This is a genomic window from Allobosea sp. 05T438 (genome assembly GCF_056396025.1).
Genome location: NZ_JBFTKQ010000003.1, coordinates 66,714 through 82,573, shown reverse-complemented (window position 1 = coordinate 82,573; position 15,860 = coordinate 66,714). Strand labels below are relative to the sequence as shown.

The following is a 15,860-nucleotide window of genomic DNA, read 5'->3' as shown; positions in this document are numbered from 1 at the left end:
TAGAGTTTGCCTTGTCCCTGCTGACGATCGACGAAAGCCACCTCGCGCTTGCCCATGACCGGGACTGCGCTCGTATCTACCGGCTGGTCCTGAACGGCGAGGCTCATTCCCGCGCCGATATCGGCCGCATCCTCCAGCTGCGCTCGACCAGTGTCTCGCGGGTCGTCGGCGAGCTCATCGCCCGCCGCCTGGTCATCGAGACCATCGGCGAGGCGAGCGGTCGCGGGCGGCCGCCGGCCATCCTCGTTGCCCATACGCGCCGCATCGGCGCCTCCGTGATTTATGTCTCCAGCCAGTCGCTCTCGGGCGCATTGGTCGACCTCAACGGCCATCTCGTGGCCGAGCGCCGTCGCCCCATAGCCGGCGACGCCGACAATGCCGCCATCGCCCTGGCGATGGCCGAACTCGCCCGGAACCTGCTCGATGCGATGCCTCCCGGCATGAGCCACGCTGGCACAGCGGTCTCGCTCTCCGGCCTGATCGACCTGAAGCAGGGGCAATGGCTTATGGCCTCGCGCTGGCCGCGCATGCGCGGGCTCGATATCGCCTCCGTGCTCGCCCCCGTCGCCGGCCCCGTCACGATCTGCCGCAATCTCGACGCCGAGCTGCGCGCCCGCGCCGCCCGCGAGCCCGAGAATTTCGCGGGCGGGACGATCCTGCTGCATTGGGGCTGGGGCGTAGGGCTGGCCTATGCGGTCGATGGCGAACCCTTCGCGCCCACCGGCTCCTTCGGCGAAATCGGCCACTGGCGGCTCGCGGCCCTGCACGACCGCCCCTGCGGCTGCGGCAACACCGCCTGCCTCGAAACCGGCGCCGCCCTCTGGTCCCTGCTCCCCGCGCTGCGCCGCCACTGGCCCGATCTCGACCAGGACGAGATCCGGCTTGCCCGGCAGCTTGCCGGGCTCGACCTTCTGTCCCTCCCGGAAATCGACATGGCGGCGCAGCTGCTCGCCCGCGCGCTCGCCAATGCCTGTCGCCTGCTGTTTCCCGCCCGCATCGCAGTAAGCGGTCCGTTCTCGGCCAATCCGCAGCTCTGGGCCCGGTTCAACACGCTGTTCCGGGCGGAAGGCACGATGGACGGCTTCTCCGTCCCAGACCTCTCCGGCGTGCCCGCCAGCCATCTCTATGAAATCCATGGCGCCGCCGCGCCACTGCTCAGCCGCGCGGCGGAGTCGCTCCTCCTCGAACAAGCCTGACCACCCCTTCATCGCATGCTCCAAGATGGTGCCGGTCATGCCAGCGAATGCGCTGGCGCACCACAAAGTGGTGCACTAGTATCCCAGGCAAGAGCTCCTGATGCCGACCACGGCACGACAAAAGAGAGCCAAACCCAGGGAGAGACCATGAACCATCCGACACGCCGTACCGTCATGGCCGGAGCGGCCGGCCTCGCCGCGTTGAAAGCCGGCGGCGCGCTCGCGCAAAGCGCTCCGGTCGCGCTCAACATCATCGACGTCGCCGGCAATCTGCAGCTGACGCAGGTCGCCATCGAGAAATTCGCCAAAGACAACCCGAAGCTGATCTCGCGCCTGAACTTCTCGCGCGCGCCCTCGCCGGAGCTGCCGGCCAAGCTCAAGGCCCAGCAGCAGGCCAACCGCGTCGACATCGACCTCGTGCTGACCGGCCCTGGCGCCATGTCGGACGGCATCCAGCAGGGGCTCTGGGTCGATGTCTGGAAATCCCATGCCAAGGACCTGCCGAAGCCGGAAGAGGTCTATCACGAGCAGGCGCTGATGATGCAGCGCAACTTCGGCCAGAACGAGGGCGTCGCCGTCGTCTATTCCCCCTCCGGCCCGCTCTTCGAATACGCGCCCGAGCGCCTCAAGACCGTTCCGAAGACCGCCGAGGACCTGCTTGCCTACGTCAAGCAGAACCCCAAGCGCTTCACCTATGCACGGCCGGTCAATTCCGGACCCGGCTGGACCTGGCTGCAGGGCCTGCCCTACATCCTCGGCGACGCCGATCCCTCCGATCCGATGAAGGGCTGGGACAAGAGCTGGGCCTATCTCAAGGAGCTCGGCACCGGCATCGACTACTATCCGGGCGGCACCGCTGCGACGATGAAGGAACTGGGCGAAGGCACCCGCGACGTCATCGTCTCGACGCTGGGCTGGGACATCAACCCGCGCGTCCTCGGCATCGTGCCGAAGGAGGCCAAGGTCTTCGTCCTCGCCAACACGCACTGGATCCCCGACACGCAGTTCATGTGCATCCCCAAGGGCGTCCCGGCCGACAAGATGTCCGCTCTGGTCGCGCTCATGGCCTATATGCTGAAGCCGGAAGCCCAGGCCGTGACCTACGACAAGGGCTATTTCTATCCAGCGCCGGCGATCAAGGGCGTGACGCTCGCCATGGCGCCGCAGGAGAGCCGCGACGTGCTCGCCGAATACGGCCGGCCCGAATATGACGGGCTGATCACCAGCCTGCCGACCCGCCCGCCGCTGACGCCCGAGCGTCTCGTCGCCGCATTCCGGCGCTGGGACCAGGAGATCGGCGTCGGCCACGGCGCGCCGCAATAGTGATGAAGTTCGCCGCCATCGGCCTCGACCACCGCCATATCTACCATATGGTCGGTGGTCTCCTCGAAGCCGGCGCGACCTGCGTCGGCTTCGATCCCGCGACCAGCGACGAGCGTGTCCTCACCGGCTTCCGCGAGCGCTTCCCCGATCTGCCGGAGAGTACGGCCGACCGCCTGATCGACGATCCCTCGGTCGACCTGATCGTCTGCGCCGCCATTCCGGCAGAGCGTGCCGAGCTGGCCATCCGCGCCATGCGAGCCGGCAAGGATGTGATGATCGACAAGCCCGGCGTCACCAGCTTTGACCAGCTTGCGGCCATCGAGAAGGCCGTGACTGAAACGGGCCGCATCTTCTCGATCTGCTTCTCCGAGCGCTTCATCGTCCCAGCGACGATCATAGCCGGCAAATTGATTGCCGATGGTGCGATCGGCCGAGTTGTTCAGACTCTCGGCATGGGGCCGCACCGTCTCAACCGGGCGATCCGGCCGGGCTGGTTCTTCGACAAGCGCCGCTATGGCGGCATCCTCACCGACATCGCCTCGCACCAGATCGACCAGTTCCTCCATTTTACGGGTTCGGAGGATGCGCAGATCGTGGCCTCCGGCGTCGGCCATTTCGGCGTGCCCGACCTGCCTGAGTTCGAAGATTTCGGCGAAGTCCTGCTGCGCAGCGACAGGGCCGGCGGCTACATTCGCGTCGACTGGTTCACTGCCGATGGCCTGCCGACCTGGGGCGACGGGCGGCTCACCATCCTCGGCACCGAAGGCACGATCGAACTGCGCAAATATGTCGATGTCGCCGGGCGCCCCGGCACCGACCATGTCTTCCTCGTCGACAAATCCGGCACCAGCCATATCGACGCTTCGCGAGAGCCGCTGACCTATTTCCGGGATCTGATTGCCGACATCGGCGCCCGCAGCGAAACCGCGATGGGCCAGCGCCACGCCTTCACCGTCTGCAGGCTGGCGCTGGAGGCACAGGCGAAGGCGACCTGGCTGCCTGCCCGGCAGCGGGAAGCCTGAACGATGTCATCCCGGGCGACCGAAGGGAGACCCGGGATCAATGCCGGAACATTTTTCGGCAGAGCTCAGGCATGGATCCCGGATCGGCGCGGCTTCGCCGCTTGTCAGGGATGACCCCGGTGGAATTATCGAGTGAGAATGGGAATCGCCTGACATGAGACGCAAGCTCGGTATCGCCGTGATCGGGCTCGGCCCCGCCTCCCTGCCGCATTCCAAAAGCCTGCTCGACCTTGCCGATCGTGCGAATGTGCGCTGGGCGGTGAGCCGGACGCCCGATCGGGCCAAGGCCTATGCCGACCAGTTTCCCTTCCCGACGACCACCGATCTCGACGCTGTTCTGACCGATCCTGCGGTTGAAGCAGTCATCGTGCTGACCCCGCCGAGCAGCCATCTCGATGTCTCCGCGCTTTGCCTCGAAGCCGGCAAACATGTCCTCGTCGAGAAGCCGCTCGAACTGACCAGCGAGCGCGGCCAGCGCCTGGTCGACACCGCCCGCCGGACAGGCAGGACCTTCGGCGTCGTGCTGCAGCATCGCTTCCGCCCCGCCAGCCTGCGCCTCAAGGCCGCCCTGCAATCAGGCGAGCTCGGCACCATCGAGGCCGCCTTCCTCTCCGTGCCCTGGTGGCGCCCGCAGAGCTATTACGACGAGCCGGGGCGCGGCACGCTCGCCCGCGACGGGGGCGGCGTGCTGCTGACCCAGGCGATCCACTCGCTCGACCTGTTTCGCTCGCTGGTCGGCGTCTCCAGGGTCGTCGCGGCACAGGCGCGCACCACCGCCCTCCATCGCATGGAAACTGAGGATTACGTCTCCGCGTTGCTGGAGACCGGCAACGGCGCCCCCGCGACGTTGGTGACGACAACCGCCGCCTATCCCGGCTACCCCGAACGCATCGAAATCACTGGCACCAAGGGTTTTGCCGCCCTGATCGGCGGGAGGCTGCGCCTCGCCTTCCTCGATGGCCACGAGGAAATCGTCGAGGCGGAGGGCTCGACCGGTAGCGGCGCCAACATCATGGATTTCCCGCATGACGCCCACCGCGCCGTCATCGCCGATTTCTTCGATGCGATCGAGCAAGGCCGCGACCCGGTCGTCACCGGCGAGGAGGCCCTGACGTCGCAACGCCTCGTCGACGACATCCTCAAGGCAGCGCGCGGTGCGGCCTGAGGGCGCCGTCGTTCCCGGCTTCAGCGCGATTTCGCTGCCGATGACCCAGCTATCGTCATTCCGGGCTTGACCCGGAATCCATCGTGGAGCACCGGAGCCCTTCGATGGATTCCGGATCGACGCCGCCAACGCGGCTTGTCTGGAATGACGGGTGTAGTTCTATCCTCATGCAGCAGATCAGCGTCGTCCTAGCCTGCGATCTCGGCGGCAGCAGCTTTCGCGCCGCGCTGATCGCCCCGCATGGCGCGGCGCTGGCCGAAAGCGCCGCCGCGGGCCCCGCCCTCGACGATCGCCTCGAGCATTCGGAGGTCGCGGCCGAAGGCTGGTGGGCGCTCCTGCTCGAAACCGTCGGCGATCTGGCGCGGCAGCAACCCGGCCTTTTCGCGCGGGTCGAAGCCATCGCGATCTGCGGCGTGACGCGGACGCAGATCTTCCTGGGCAACGACGGCAGCGAGCTTCGCCCGGCCCTGACCTGGAAGGATGCGCGCTCCGACGCGGTCGCGGCCGGGCTTCGTGAGAGGCTAGGGGGCCATCCGGAAGGCGGGCGCATCAACGCCTTCCATCCGCTCGCGCGCCTCGCCTGGCTCGCGGAAGCAGAGCCAGAGAATTTTCGCGCTCTCGCCCGCGTGCTCGAACCGAAGGACTATCTGAATTTCCGCCTGACCGGCAGTCAGGCAAGTGACCCGGTCTCGATGGCGCGGCTCATCGCCTGCGCGGAGACGCATGATGGAGTCTCGGCGCTCGCCGCCATCGGCCTGTCCCCGGCCGTGATCCCGCCGATCCTCGAACCCTGCGACGCCGTCGAGCCCGTGCGGGCCGAGCTGCCCGCGCCATTCGATCGGCTTGCCGGAATTCCGGTCTTCTGCGGTTGCAACGACACTTGGGCGGCCGTGGCCGGACTGGGCGCTCTGCGCGCGGGCTATGCTTACAACATTTCCGGCACGACCGAGGTGCTCGGCGTGCTCGGTCCGAAACAGGCCGAGGCCGAGGGCCTCATCACCGTCGACTGGCGCGGCCTCTGGCATCTCGGCGGTCCCAGCCAGAACGGCGCCGACACAGCCGCCTGGCTGGTCGATTTGCTCGGCGGTTCGGATGGCGTCGGCGGCACCATCGAGCGCCTGCTCGCCGGCCAGCGTCATCCCCAGCCCGTGATCTTCCTGCCCTATCTGCAGGGCGAGCGCGTGCCCTACTGGAATCCGAACCTGCGCGGCGCCTTTGTCGGGCTCGGCCGCCGGCACGGCCCCACCGACCTCGCCTATGCCGTGCTGGAAGGCGTCGCCTGCCTCAATCGCCTGGTCCTGGAGCGTGCGGAAGCGGCGCTCGGCAGCTGCGTCGAAGAGATCCGCTTCGGCGGCGGCGCGGCGGCCAATCCCGCCTGGGCGCAGATCAAGGCCGATCTCTGCGGCCGCCCCATCGTGGTCGGCAGCGCAAGGGAGCCCGGTCTGCTCGGCGCCGCGATCATCGCCTGGACAGGGCTCGGGCGCTTCGCTTCGCTGGAAGCGGCGCAGGATGCACTGGTCGAGGTAGCGCACCGTTATGAACCGGATCCCGCCAGGCGCCCTGCCTATGACGCGCTCTACGCCCTCTACCGCCGCAGCGAGGAAGCGCTGGCGCCGATCTCGGCTGACCTAACGGCGCTGGCGCAGACCTCGGCTGCGTTGCCCGGTCTCGCCAACCCCGAAACGACCCCGTAAGAACGCTTCCCCATGCCCACACCACCGACCATGAACAACCCGAAGGAAAGAGGCCCCGTCACGCTCCTGACCGGAGCATCGGGAGGCATTGTCGGCGCGCTTGCGGTGATGCTCGCCCGCGCTGGTCACAGGCTGGTCCTCTCGGGCCTCGACCAACCCGGCCTCGACGCGGTGGCGGCGGAGGTCGCGGCAGCCGGCGGCGAAGCGGTGACGCTCGCCGGCGATGTCCGCGACCGCGACCTCGCCCAGTCTCTCGTCGATCTGGCCGCTTCACGCTTCGGCCGGCTCGACCATCTCGTCACCGGCGCCGGGGCCTCACGGCCCGTGGCCATGGTCGAGATGGAGGACGAGGAGTGGGACAAGCTGGTCGACGTCAATCTCTCGGCCGTCTTCCGCATCTCCAAGGCTGCCGCGCGCCGGATGATCGCCCAGGGAGACGGCGGCGCGATCGTCCATATTTCCTCCATCGCCTACAGCAATGGCGGCGCCAATCTTGCCTATGGCTCGGCTAAGGGCGGTGTCGCGACCCTGACCTACGGCATGGCCCAGCAGCTTGGCCGGCACGGCATCCGCGTCAATGCCGTCGCGCCCGGCATCATCGATACGCCAATGGTGAGGAACGGATTCGCGCAGCAGTTCAATGCGCTGGTCGAGGGCGCGGCAGTGCGCACGCCGCTGGGGAGATTGGGACGACCCGAGGATGTCGCCAACGTGATCGCATTCCTGCTTTCGGACGGCGCCGCCTTCGTCACCGGCGCCCTGATCCCGATCACCGGCGGCATCGAGATACTCCAGCCGATCTCCGCCATCGCCAGGGGAGCCTGAGTTGGGCCGCATCGACCCGCGCGAATTGATCGGGCACTACGGCACGGCGATCGCCGGCCTCGCGCTGATCCTGTTCTTCCTGATCTTCGCGCCGAACTTCGCCAGCGCCACCAACATCGTCAACGTGCTGAAGGATACGAGCTTCCTCGCGATTCTCGCGCTCGGCTTCGCCCTCGCCTTCACCGTGGCGGAACTCGACCTCTCCGTCGCCGAGATGGCGAGCTTGGCCGCGGTCGTCTGCGGCTGGTTGGTGCAGCTCCAGTATCCGCCCGCTGTCGCAGTGGCGGCAGCGCTCGGCGTCGGCGTCGTGCTCGGCTCGCTCAACGGCTACGGCGTCACGGTGCTGCGCATTCCGTCACTGATCATGACGCTCGGCACCGCGGCCATCGCCAAGGGCCTCGCCTTCATGATCACCCAGGGCGTCGCTTTCGTCGGCCGCTGGCCGGTCGGCTTCACCGGGCTTGCGCGCGGCTACACCTTCGGCATCCCCAATCTCGTGCTCTGGATGGCCGGCGCCACGCTCTTCGCCTGGGGCCTGGTCAAATGGACCCGGACCGGCGCCCATATGGTCGCGACCGGAGAGGCGGACGAGGCGGCCCGGCTCGCCGGCATCGCCACGGCGCGGATGAAGCGCATCGGCCTGCTGCTGGCCGGGGTCTTCGCCAGCATCATGGCCGTGCTGCTGGCCGCCAACCTGTCCTCGGCCGCGCCGAACATGGCGGGCGATTATCTGCTCTATGCCATCGCCGCCGTGCTGCTCGGCATGACCATGTTCGATCCCGGCAAACCCAATGTGCCCGGCACGGTCTTTGCGGCGCTGGTGCTCAAGGTGCTCGGCAACGGCTTGGTGCTGCTCGGCGCGCCCTACTACATTCAGGACATCGTGCTCGGCGCGATCATCATCGGCTCGGTCGCCTTCTCGGCGAGCGCGATGAAGAAGGCGGCGTTCAAGGTCTAGGCGACACAGAACAACAACAGGGGAGAGTTCACATGTTCGGCAAGAATGGGTTCGGCTTGAGGAAGATGCTGGTGGCCGCCGCCGCGCTCGTCGCGCTCGGCCAGTCGGCTGATGCCTTCGAGGTCGGCATCATCGGCTTCCAGTTCTCGTCGGAGACGCATGCGCGGGTCGCCAATGCCGCCGCCGCCGCCGCCAAGGCCAAGGGCTGGAACGTCACGCTGCTGAACTCCGAAGGCGCGCTGCCGAAGCATGCCGAGCAGTTCGACGCGCTGATCGCCAAGAAGGTCGACGCGATCATCATCGCCATGGGCAAGCCGGTCGAGGCCGACGCCCAGTTCAAGGCGGCCAAGGACGCCAAGATCCCGGTCATCACCGTGCAGTCCGGTGCGAGCCCGCATGCGCTCTTCGATATCCAGACCAACGAGTACAAGGTCGGCGCCGACGCCGCGCTCTATTTGCTCGGTCAGCTCGGCTACCAGGGCAACATCGTCTCGGCCCGGTTCGATCTCAACGTCGCCTCGCGCATCCGCGGCCGGCTGCTCGATGCCGTGCTCGCCGAGAACCAGGCGGTGAAGGAACTCGGCAAGTTCTCGATGGCCCGCACCCAGAGCTGGCGCGACGATGTCCGCGCCGGCATGCAGGCGCTGCTGCTGCAGAACCAGGGCAAGATCAACGGCATCTGGGCCTCGTTCGACGGCCAGGCCTACATCATCGACGACCTGCTGCAGGCTCAAGGCGTGAAGAAGGGCCAGATCCCGCTGATCTCGGTCGATGGCGGCAAGGAGAGCTACGAGCGCATCGCCGATCCGAGCTCGACCTTCGTCGCCACCGTCGCGATCCCCTTCGAGGAGATGGGCAAGCAGGCGGTCGATGCGATCCAGGCGATCGTCGTCGACAAAAAGCCGAAGGAGAGCATCACCTCCGGCCCGTATCTCTTCACCGAGGCCGTGCTGGTCGACAAGAACAACGTCCAGCAGTTCCTGAAGAAGTGAGGGCGCGCGCCCTTTCCGCGTCATGGTCGGGTTTGTCCCGACCATCCACGTCTTCTTCGGCTCATTAGGATGTTCAAGACGTGGATGCTCGCCACAAGGGCGAGCATGACGCCGGCGCCAGCCATTCGGACTCATGACAAGCGTTGAAGCCATGACCGGGACGACCAATACCCCCCTCCTCTCGCTACGCGGCATCGGCAAGGCCTATGGTCCGGTCGTCGCCGTGCGCGATGTCGACCTCGACATCTTCCCGGGCGAGGTCGTGGCCCTCTGCGGCGACAACGGCGCCGGCAAGTCGAGCCTGATCAAGGTGATCTCGGGCGCCGAGGAGGCGACGAGCGGAACCATCAGCCTGCGCGGCAAGCCGGTCACGTTCGCTTCGCCGCACGATGCCCTGGAAAACGGCGTCGCGACGATCTACCAGGACCTTGCACTCGCTCCACGCCTCTCCATCGCCCAGAATGTCTTCATGGGTTCGGAGCTGACCAAGCCGGTGCTGCTGCCCTTCCTGCCCTTCCTGCGCATCCTCGACAAGAAGCGGATGATCGCGGAATCGCAGCGCTATCTCTCGCAGCTCTCCGCCGCCGTAACCGACATGACGCGCCCGGTCGAGCGCCTCTCGGGCGGCCAGCGTCAGGCGGTCGCGATCTCCCGCGCCCTGCGCTGGAACGCCGAGATCATCATCATGGACGAGCCGACAGCCGCGCTCGGCGTCAAGGAAAGCGCGCTCGTCCTCGACCTCATCCGCAAGCTCAAGGCCGACAGGCGCACCGTCATCCTGATCAGCCACAACATGCGCGACGTGGTGGCCTTGGCCGACCGTGTCGTCATCATGGGCGCCGGCCGCAAATACGTCGACCGCCCCCTCGGCGACCTCAGCGCCGACGACATCGCCCATCTGATCATGGCCGGCAATGCCAAGGCCGCCTGAGATGGCCCTCCTCCTGCCCGCAGCCCTCATCCTGAGGAGCGGGCGCAGCCCGCGTCTCGAAGGATGCTTCAGGAGGTACGGGAAACATCTGGAACATCCTTCGAGACGCCGCCTCGCGGCTCCGCAGGATGAGGGTTGAATTGGCGGAGACGGAAATGCGCGAGCCGATCATCATCGACACCGATCCCGGCCAGGACGACGCCGTATCCCTTCTGCTTGCCTTCGCCAGTGCCGACCGCCTCGACCTCAAGGCGATCACCGCGGTCGCGGGCAATGTCCCGGTCGCGCAAACCACGGCAAATGCGCTGCGCATCCGCGATCTCGCCCGCCGCAGCGACATTCCCGTCCATCGCGGTGCCGAAGGCCCGCTTGTCCTCCCGCTCGAAACCGCCGAATTCGTCTGCGGCCCTGACGGGCTGGCAGGCGCGGGCCTTCCCGCCGCTGCGAGCGAAGCTGCGCCCGGTCACGCGGTCCAGGCGATCATCGATATCTGCCGGGCTGCGCCAGAGGCTGGCATCACGCTCTGTCCGCTGGGACCGCTGACCAATCTCGCACTCGCCTTCCGGCTCGCGCCCGACATCCTGCCGAAGGTCAGGCGCATCGTGCTGATGGGCGGCGCCATCGGCCTCGGCAACATCACCCCCGCCGCCGAATTCAATGCCTATGTCGATCCGCACGCCGCGGCGGTGGTCTTCGGCTGCGGCCGGCCGATCGTGATGTTCGGTCTCGGCGTCACGCTGCACGCCATCGCCAGCCACGCGCAGATCGCCCGCATGGGCACGCTCGGCAACGCAGCCGGCAAGGCCGTCCATGGCATGCTGACCCGCCCGCGCCCCGGCGGGCTCGGCAGCGACGGGCACCCGATGCACGACCCCTGCGTGGTCGCCTATCTGCTCTGGCCCGAGCTCTTTGAAAGCCGCGACTGCTTCGTCACGGTTGAGACCGGTGACGGCCCCTTGCGCGGGCGTACCACCATCGACTGGAACGGCCGCTTGAAGCGCGAGCCCAATGCTCACGTCGTCTCGGCCGTGAACGCCCATGAGCTGTTCGAACGGATGATCGAGCGGCTCGCCACCTTGCCCTGAAGGATCGCCCCATGCCGCATTTCGTCGAAGCGCTGCAGCAGGAGGCGACTGACGCCATCGCGCAGATGCAGGAGGCGGCGCTGCGCGCCCGCCACGCCCATGCCCGCGCCGAACTGATGCGCCACATGCTGACCACCGCCCGCAAGGTGAAGGACAGGCCGAAGGCCGAGGCCGTAGAAACCGTCGTGCGCGAATGGATGGATGCCTGGAACCTCGGGCGCTCCGACTGGCCCCATATCGCCCGCGAGATGGAGGCCTTCACCGAGGCCTTCCACGACTATGCCAATGCACCGAGCGATACGCATGACGCACGACTGCGCGAGGCCTGCGCGGCGCTCGACGCGGTCCTTGAGAAGGAAGGCACCTCGATCTCCGATCAGATGGCCTTCCGCTCGCAATGCGCGCATGGCTGGTGGGAGCTGGTGAGCCCGATCCCCGACGATCTGCCCGGCCGCAAGCCGCGGCCATCGATCCCGCCGCTTGAATCCGGCAAACCATTCTGGGAAGCCGGCTGCGCGGCATTCTGCCGCTAGAGTGTGCCGATCGCGCGCGGAACCGCGGGTGATCCCCGCCGGAGCGAAGCGGAGAGCCCGGATCGAGGCTGCACGCGACCGGAAATGCTGCGGCATGGATCCCGGGTCAGGTCCGGGATGACGCCGTTAAGCCCGGCACGCTCCAGGTAGAGGATAACTGGTTCGAGAAAGCGGTCAGCTTTCGAGGAACTGCATCCGGTGCAGCCGCGCATAAGCGCCGTCGCGCGCCAGCAGCTCGTCATGGCTGCCGGTTTCGACGATTTTACCTTCGTCCATCACGACGATCAGGTCGGCCTCGCGGATCGTCGAGAGCCGGTGCGCGATGACGAGGGTGGTGCGGCCCTTCGTCAGCTTCGCCAGCGCCTGCTGCACGAGGCGCTCGGACTCTGTGTCGAGGGCGCTGGTCGCCTCATCGAGCAGCAGGATCGGCGCGTCCTTCAACATGGCGCGGGCGATGGCAATGCGCTGGCGCTCGCCCCCGGAGAGCTTGTGGCCGCGCTCGCCCACCGGGGCATCGTAGCCGCCCGGCATCGCCATGATGAAGTCGTGCGCCGCCGCGGCCTTGGCGGCCGCGATGATCTCGTCCTGCGTTGCTCTGGGACGGCCGAACGCAATGTTGGCACGCACCGTATCGTCGAACAAAACCACGTCCTGGCTGACGACGCCGATCTGATGGCGCAGGCTTTCGAGCGTCACGCCGCGCAAATCCTGCCCATCGATCTCGATCCGCCCTGCGACCGGGTCGTAGAGGCGCGGTACCAGCGCGAGCAGGGTCGACTTGCCTGAACCGGAACGGCCGACCAGCGCAGTGGTCGTTCCCCCGCGCGCGACGAGATCGATGCCCTCCAGCGCCCGCTGGTCCTCACGATAGCGGAAGCGCAGATGGCGGAAGGCGACTTCGCCCGTCGTGATCGCCAACGGCCTGGCATCCGGCCGGTCGAGGATCATCGGCTTCTCGTCCATCAGCGCGTAGTAGCGCTTCAGCGAAGCGCCGGCTTCCTGGACGATGGCATTGAGATTGCCGAGCGAGCGCATCGGCTGGGCAGCCAGCAGCAGCGCGGAGACGTAGCCGGTGAAATCGCCCACGGTGGAGGCGCCCGAGGTGATGCGCACGCCGATGGCAGCCAGGACGCCGGCGACCGCGATGCCGCCGCCGACCTCGAGCAGCGGATCGAGCCGGCCGCGGGCGTTGGCCGCCTTGACCTTCAGCGTCCGGATCGTCTCGAAGGCGCTGGTCGCGCGCTGCTTCAGATAGGGCTCGAGGGAATCCGTCTTCGCGACGCGGGCGCCCTGCAGGCTTTCGGTGACCAGGCTCGCCATGATGCCCGTCTGCTCCTGCTGCGAACTCGCCATGCGCCGGAGCTTCTTGCCGATCCGGCCGATCGGATGGGCGATGACCGGCGCGATCAGCACCACCACCAGCGTCATCTGCCAGTCGATCCAGAACAGCGCGCCGACGAGCGCGATCGCCGTCACCACGTCGCGGATCGCGATGTTGACGATGCGCGTCAGCGCCTCCTTCACGAAGGTGAAGTCGGTGGTGAAGCGCTGGGTGAGCGAAGCGGGGTTTTCCTTCTGGAGCTGCGCCAGATCGGCATCGATCAGGTGCCCATAGAGCGCCGACTGCATCTCCGCCTCGATCCGGCTGACGACCTTGTTGGTCATCACCGTCTGGGCGAGCAGCGAGAAACCCTTGATCGCGGTGACGATGACCACGACCGTCGCGACCGCGTTGACGACCCCGATCTCATAGCCGATCGACTTCGAGACCAGCCGCTCCATGCGGCGCACGAAGCCGGTCGATTCGGCCGTCAGCGGATCGGCGAAGGCATCGAAGGCCGCCTTGATCAGCAGCGGATAGAAGCTCGTCGTCGCGGCGATGACCACGACGAGACCGAGAATCATCAGCATCTGCGGCAGGTAGGATTTGATTTGCTCACGCCAGACGCGGGCGAAGAGCGCGAGGGTATCGTCGGTGACGCGGCCGATCTTCATGGGCCGCGCCTATCACGGCAGGGCGGCAAGCGCCACTGGCGCATGGCCGCATCCAGATGCCAGGCCTTGCTCAGGACACGAAGCTGTCCTCCCATAGCCATAACCGACTCAGGAGACTCCATGTCGCAATCGCCGCCGGCGCAGCCCGGTCAAAGCCTCGCCGAGATCGAGACTCCTGCTCTGGTGCTCGATCTCGACGCCTTCGAACGTAACCTCGTCGCCATGGCGGCCTTTACCCAGGCCCACGGCGTCAGGTTGCGGCCCCATGCCAAGACCCACAAGAGTCCGGAGATCGCCCTGCGCCAGATCGCCAACGGGGCCGTGGGCCAGTGCTGCCAGAAGGTCGCGGAGGCTGAAATCCTGGTCGCGGGCGGTGTCGGCGACGTATTGGTGACCAACGAGATCGCCAGCCCCGCCAAGCTCGACCGGCTGGCGCGGCTCGCCCGCAGTGCCCGCATCGGCCTCTGCGTCGACCATCCCGACGGCGTGCGCGACGCTGCCGAGGCTGCCGCGCGCAACGATGTCGTCCTCGACGTCCTCGTCGAGATCGATGTCGGCGGGCGGCGCTGCGGCGTGGCGCCCGGAGAGGGCGCGGTCAGGCTGGCGGAAGCCATCGCCCGCTCCAACACGCTGCGCTTTGCCGGCCTGCAGGCCTATCACGGCTCTGCCCAGCACATGCGATCGATCGACGAGCGGCGCGAGGCGATCGAACGCGCAGGCCTCGCAGCGCGCAACACCGCGGAGCGCCTCGCCCATGCCGGGCTGACTTGCGAGATCATCAGCGGTGCCGGCACCGGCACCTACGAACTTGAGACGCAATCCGGCATCTGGAACGAAATCCAGGCCGGCTCCTACATCTTCATGGACGCCGATTACGCCCGCAACCGCCAGGCCGACGGCACACCGTTCCGCAGCTTCGAGCATGCGCTCTTCGTCCTCGCCGGGGTGATGAGCAAGCCGGTTCCGGATCGCGCCATCGTCGATGCCGGCCACAAGGCGGTCGCCATCGATTCCGGCATGCCGGTTCCGTTCCGACGCGATGGGGCGATCTATACCAAGCCCTCCGACGAGCACGGCATCCTGACGGGAGAGCCGATCGCGCTGCCGCATCGCGGCGACCGCCTGCTGCTGGTGCCCGGCCATTGCGACCCGACGGTCAATCTGCACGACTGGTATGTCTGCGTGCGCGGTCTGCACGGGCCAGACGCGCATGTGGAAGCCGTCTGGCCAGTCGCGGCGCGCGGCGCACTGACCTGACGGCCCGAAAGGAGGAAACCGGCTTTCGGAAGCAGTCGATGCCAAGCGGCAGCGCATAGCCATGCTGGCGGAACTGGCCCTGCGGTTGGCGACCCCGGCCTCGCGCATGACCCGCCGGCTCGGCCTTGTCGACGAAAGCGTCGCGCTCTGGTCGCGCGGCCTGCGCCAGCGCCGGGCCTGGGCCGGGCATCACGCCCGCTGCCGGAACATCGTCGCGCAGGCCGTCACCGAGCTGCCGGAACGGCGGACTGCCATCATTCTGGGCTCCGGGCTGCTGCGCGACGTCCCGCTCCGCCTGCTCGCCGCCAATTTCGAGCGCGTGCTGCTGGTCGATGCCGTACACCTCCCGCAGGTCCGGCTCCGCATGCGCCTGCGCCGCAACGTCGCATTGCTCACCCGCGAGCTCACGGGAGTCATGGGTTGGCTCGCCGGCGAGAGCGGCGGCCGCGGCGATCCGCTCGCCGACCTCATCGCCGATCCGGCGGTCGATCTGGTCGTATCAGCCAACCTGCTCTCGCAGCTCGCCTGGCCGATCGAGGACTGGCTCGCGGACAATCCGGCTGAAGCTGCGAAGCTGCCGACTGATCTCGCGGCACGCTGCGTCGCCTGGCATCTCGACGATCTCCGCCGTTTCCACGGTCGCGTGATCCTGCTCAGCGATGTCGGGATGATCGAGCGCGACCGCGGAGGCACGATCAGCGACCGGCTCGACCTGATGCGCGGCGTCGAGTTGCCCCCGCCGGACGAGGGCTGGGACTGGCCGGTCGCGCCCTTCGGCGAAGCGGCACGCAACCACGAGAGCATTCACCACGTCGGCGCCTGGCGGGACTTCCGCTAGAGCAGCGCCTTCATCAGGCGTTCCCAGGATGGCCTCATAAGCACGC

The 15,860-nt window shown here is 67.4% G+C and carries 14 protein-coding genes; 13 read left to right on the top strand and 1 reads right to left on the bottom strand.

Annotation, left to right across the window (positions count from 1 at the left end):
* Positions 1 to 11 precede the first annotated feature (11 nt).
* The 11 genes from AC1DIN_RS08820 (at position 12) to AC1DIN_RS08770 (ending at position 11,724) form a co-directional block, all read left to right on the top strand.
* The gene (locus AC1DIN_RS08820; protein ID WP_476809457.1) at positions 12 to 1,196 is read left to right on the top strand and encodes an ROK family protein; all 1,185 of its coding nucleotides are present in this window, start codon (positions 12 to 14) and stop codon (positions 1,194 to 1,196) included.
* 147 nt (positions 1,197 to 1,343) lie between these two features.
* A complete protein-coding gene (locus AC1DIN_RS08815) occupies positions 1,344 to 2,519 on the top strand; it encodes an extracellular solute-binding protein (RefSeq protein ID WP_476809456.1) in 1,176 nt (391 codons plus the stop codon).
* Positions 2,519 to 3,541: a Gfo/Idh/MocA family protein gene (locus AC1DIN_RS08810; protein WP_476809455.1), complete on the top strand. Its 1,023-nt coding sequence runs from the start codon at positions 2,519 to 2,521 to the stop codon at positions 3,539 to 3,541. The genes AC1DIN_RS08815 and AC1DIN_RS08810 overlap by 1 nt, the downstream gene beginning before the upstream one ends.
* A 154-nt stretch (positions 3,542 to 3,695) precedes the next feature.
* Positions 3,696 to 4,706: a Gfo/Idh/MocA family protein gene (locus AC1DIN_RS08805; protein ID WP_441469424.1), complete on the top strand. Its 1,011-nt coding sequence runs from the start codon at positions 3,696 to 3,698 to the stop codon at positions 4,704 to 4,706.
* A gap of 167 nt (positions 4,707 to 4,873) precedes the next feature.
* Positions 4,874 to 6,400 carry a xylulokinase gene (locus AC1DIN_RS08800; protein ID WP_476809454.1) on the top strand — a complete coding sequence of 509 codons (1,527 nt, stop codon included), beginning with the start codon at positions 4,874 to 4,876 and terminating at the stop codon, positions 6,398 to 6,400.
* A 12-nt stretch (positions 6,401 to 6,412) separates the two neighbouring features.
* Positions 6,413 to 7,225, top strand: coding sequence for an SDR family NAD(P)-dependent oxidoreductase (locus AC1DIN_RS08795; protein WP_476809453.1), 813 nt, complete (start codon positions 6,413 to 6,415; stop codon positions 7,223 to 7,225).
* Position 7,226: 1 nt separating this feature from the next.
* Entirely contained in the window at positions 7,227 to 8,183 is a 957-nt protein-coding gene (locus tag AC1DIN_RS08790) for an ABC transporter permease (protein ID WP_476809452.1), read from the top strand.
* Between the two features lie 32 nt (positions 8,184 to 8,215).
* Positions 8,216 to 9,175 carry a sugar ABC transporter substrate-binding protein gene (locus tag AC1DIN_RS08785; protein ID WP_476809451.1) on the top strand — a complete coding sequence of 320 codons (960 nt, stop codon included), beginning with the start codon at positions 8,216 to 8,218 and terminating at the stop codon, positions 9,173 to 9,175.
* A gap of 151 nt (positions 9,176 to 9,326) precedes the next feature.
* The gene (locus tag AC1DIN_RS08780; protein ID WP_476809450.1) at positions 9,327 to 10,106 is read left to right on the top strand and encodes an ATP-binding cassette domain-containing protein; all 780 of its coding nucleotides are present in this window, start codon (positions 9,327 to 9,329) and stop codon (positions 10,104 to 10,106) included.
* 155 nt (positions 10,107 to 10,261) lie between these two features.
* Complete coding sequence (locus tag AC1DIN_RS08775; RefSeq protein WP_476809449.1) at positions 10,262 to 11,191, top strand: nucleoside hydrolase; 930 nt, start codon at positions 10,262 to 10,264, stop codon at positions 11,189 to 11,191.
* An 11-nt stretch (positions 11,192 to 11,202) separates the two neighbouring features.
* Positions 11,203 to 11,724, top strand: coding sequence for a hypothetical protein (locus AC1DIN_RS08770; protein ID WP_476809448.1), 522 nt, complete (start codon positions 11,203 to 11,205; stop codon positions 11,722 to 11,724).
* Between the two features lie 174 nt (positions 11,725 to 11,898).
* Here AC1DIN_RS08770 and AC1DIN_RS08765 read toward each other — a convergent pair whose 3' ends face one another.
* Positions 11,899 to 13,719, bottom strand: coding sequence for an ABC transporter ATP-binding protein (locus tag AC1DIN_RS08765; RefSeq protein WP_476809447.1), 1,821 nt, complete (start codon positions 13,717 to 13,719; stop codon positions 11,899 to 11,901).
* Between the two features lie 120 nt (positions 13,720 to 13,839).
* Here AC1DIN_RS08765 and AC1DIN_RS08760 point away from each other — a divergent pair, with 120 nt between their 5' ends.
* Together AC1DIN_RS08760 and AC1DIN_RS08755 are read left to right on the top strand one after the other, a co-directional pair.
* Positions 13,840 to 14,976: a DSD1 family PLP-dependent enzyme gene (locus AC1DIN_RS08760; protein ID WP_476809446.1), complete on the top strand. Its 1,137-nt coding sequence runs from the start codon at positions 13,840 to 13,842 to the stop codon at positions 14,974 to 14,976.
* Positions 14,977 to 15,037: 61 nt separating this feature from the next.
* Entirely contained in the window at positions 15,038 to 15,814 is a 777-nt protein-coding gene (locus tag AC1DIN_RS08755; protein ID WP_476809445.1) for a hypothetical protein, read from the top strand.
* Positions 15,815 to 15,860: the final 46 nt, after the last annotated feature.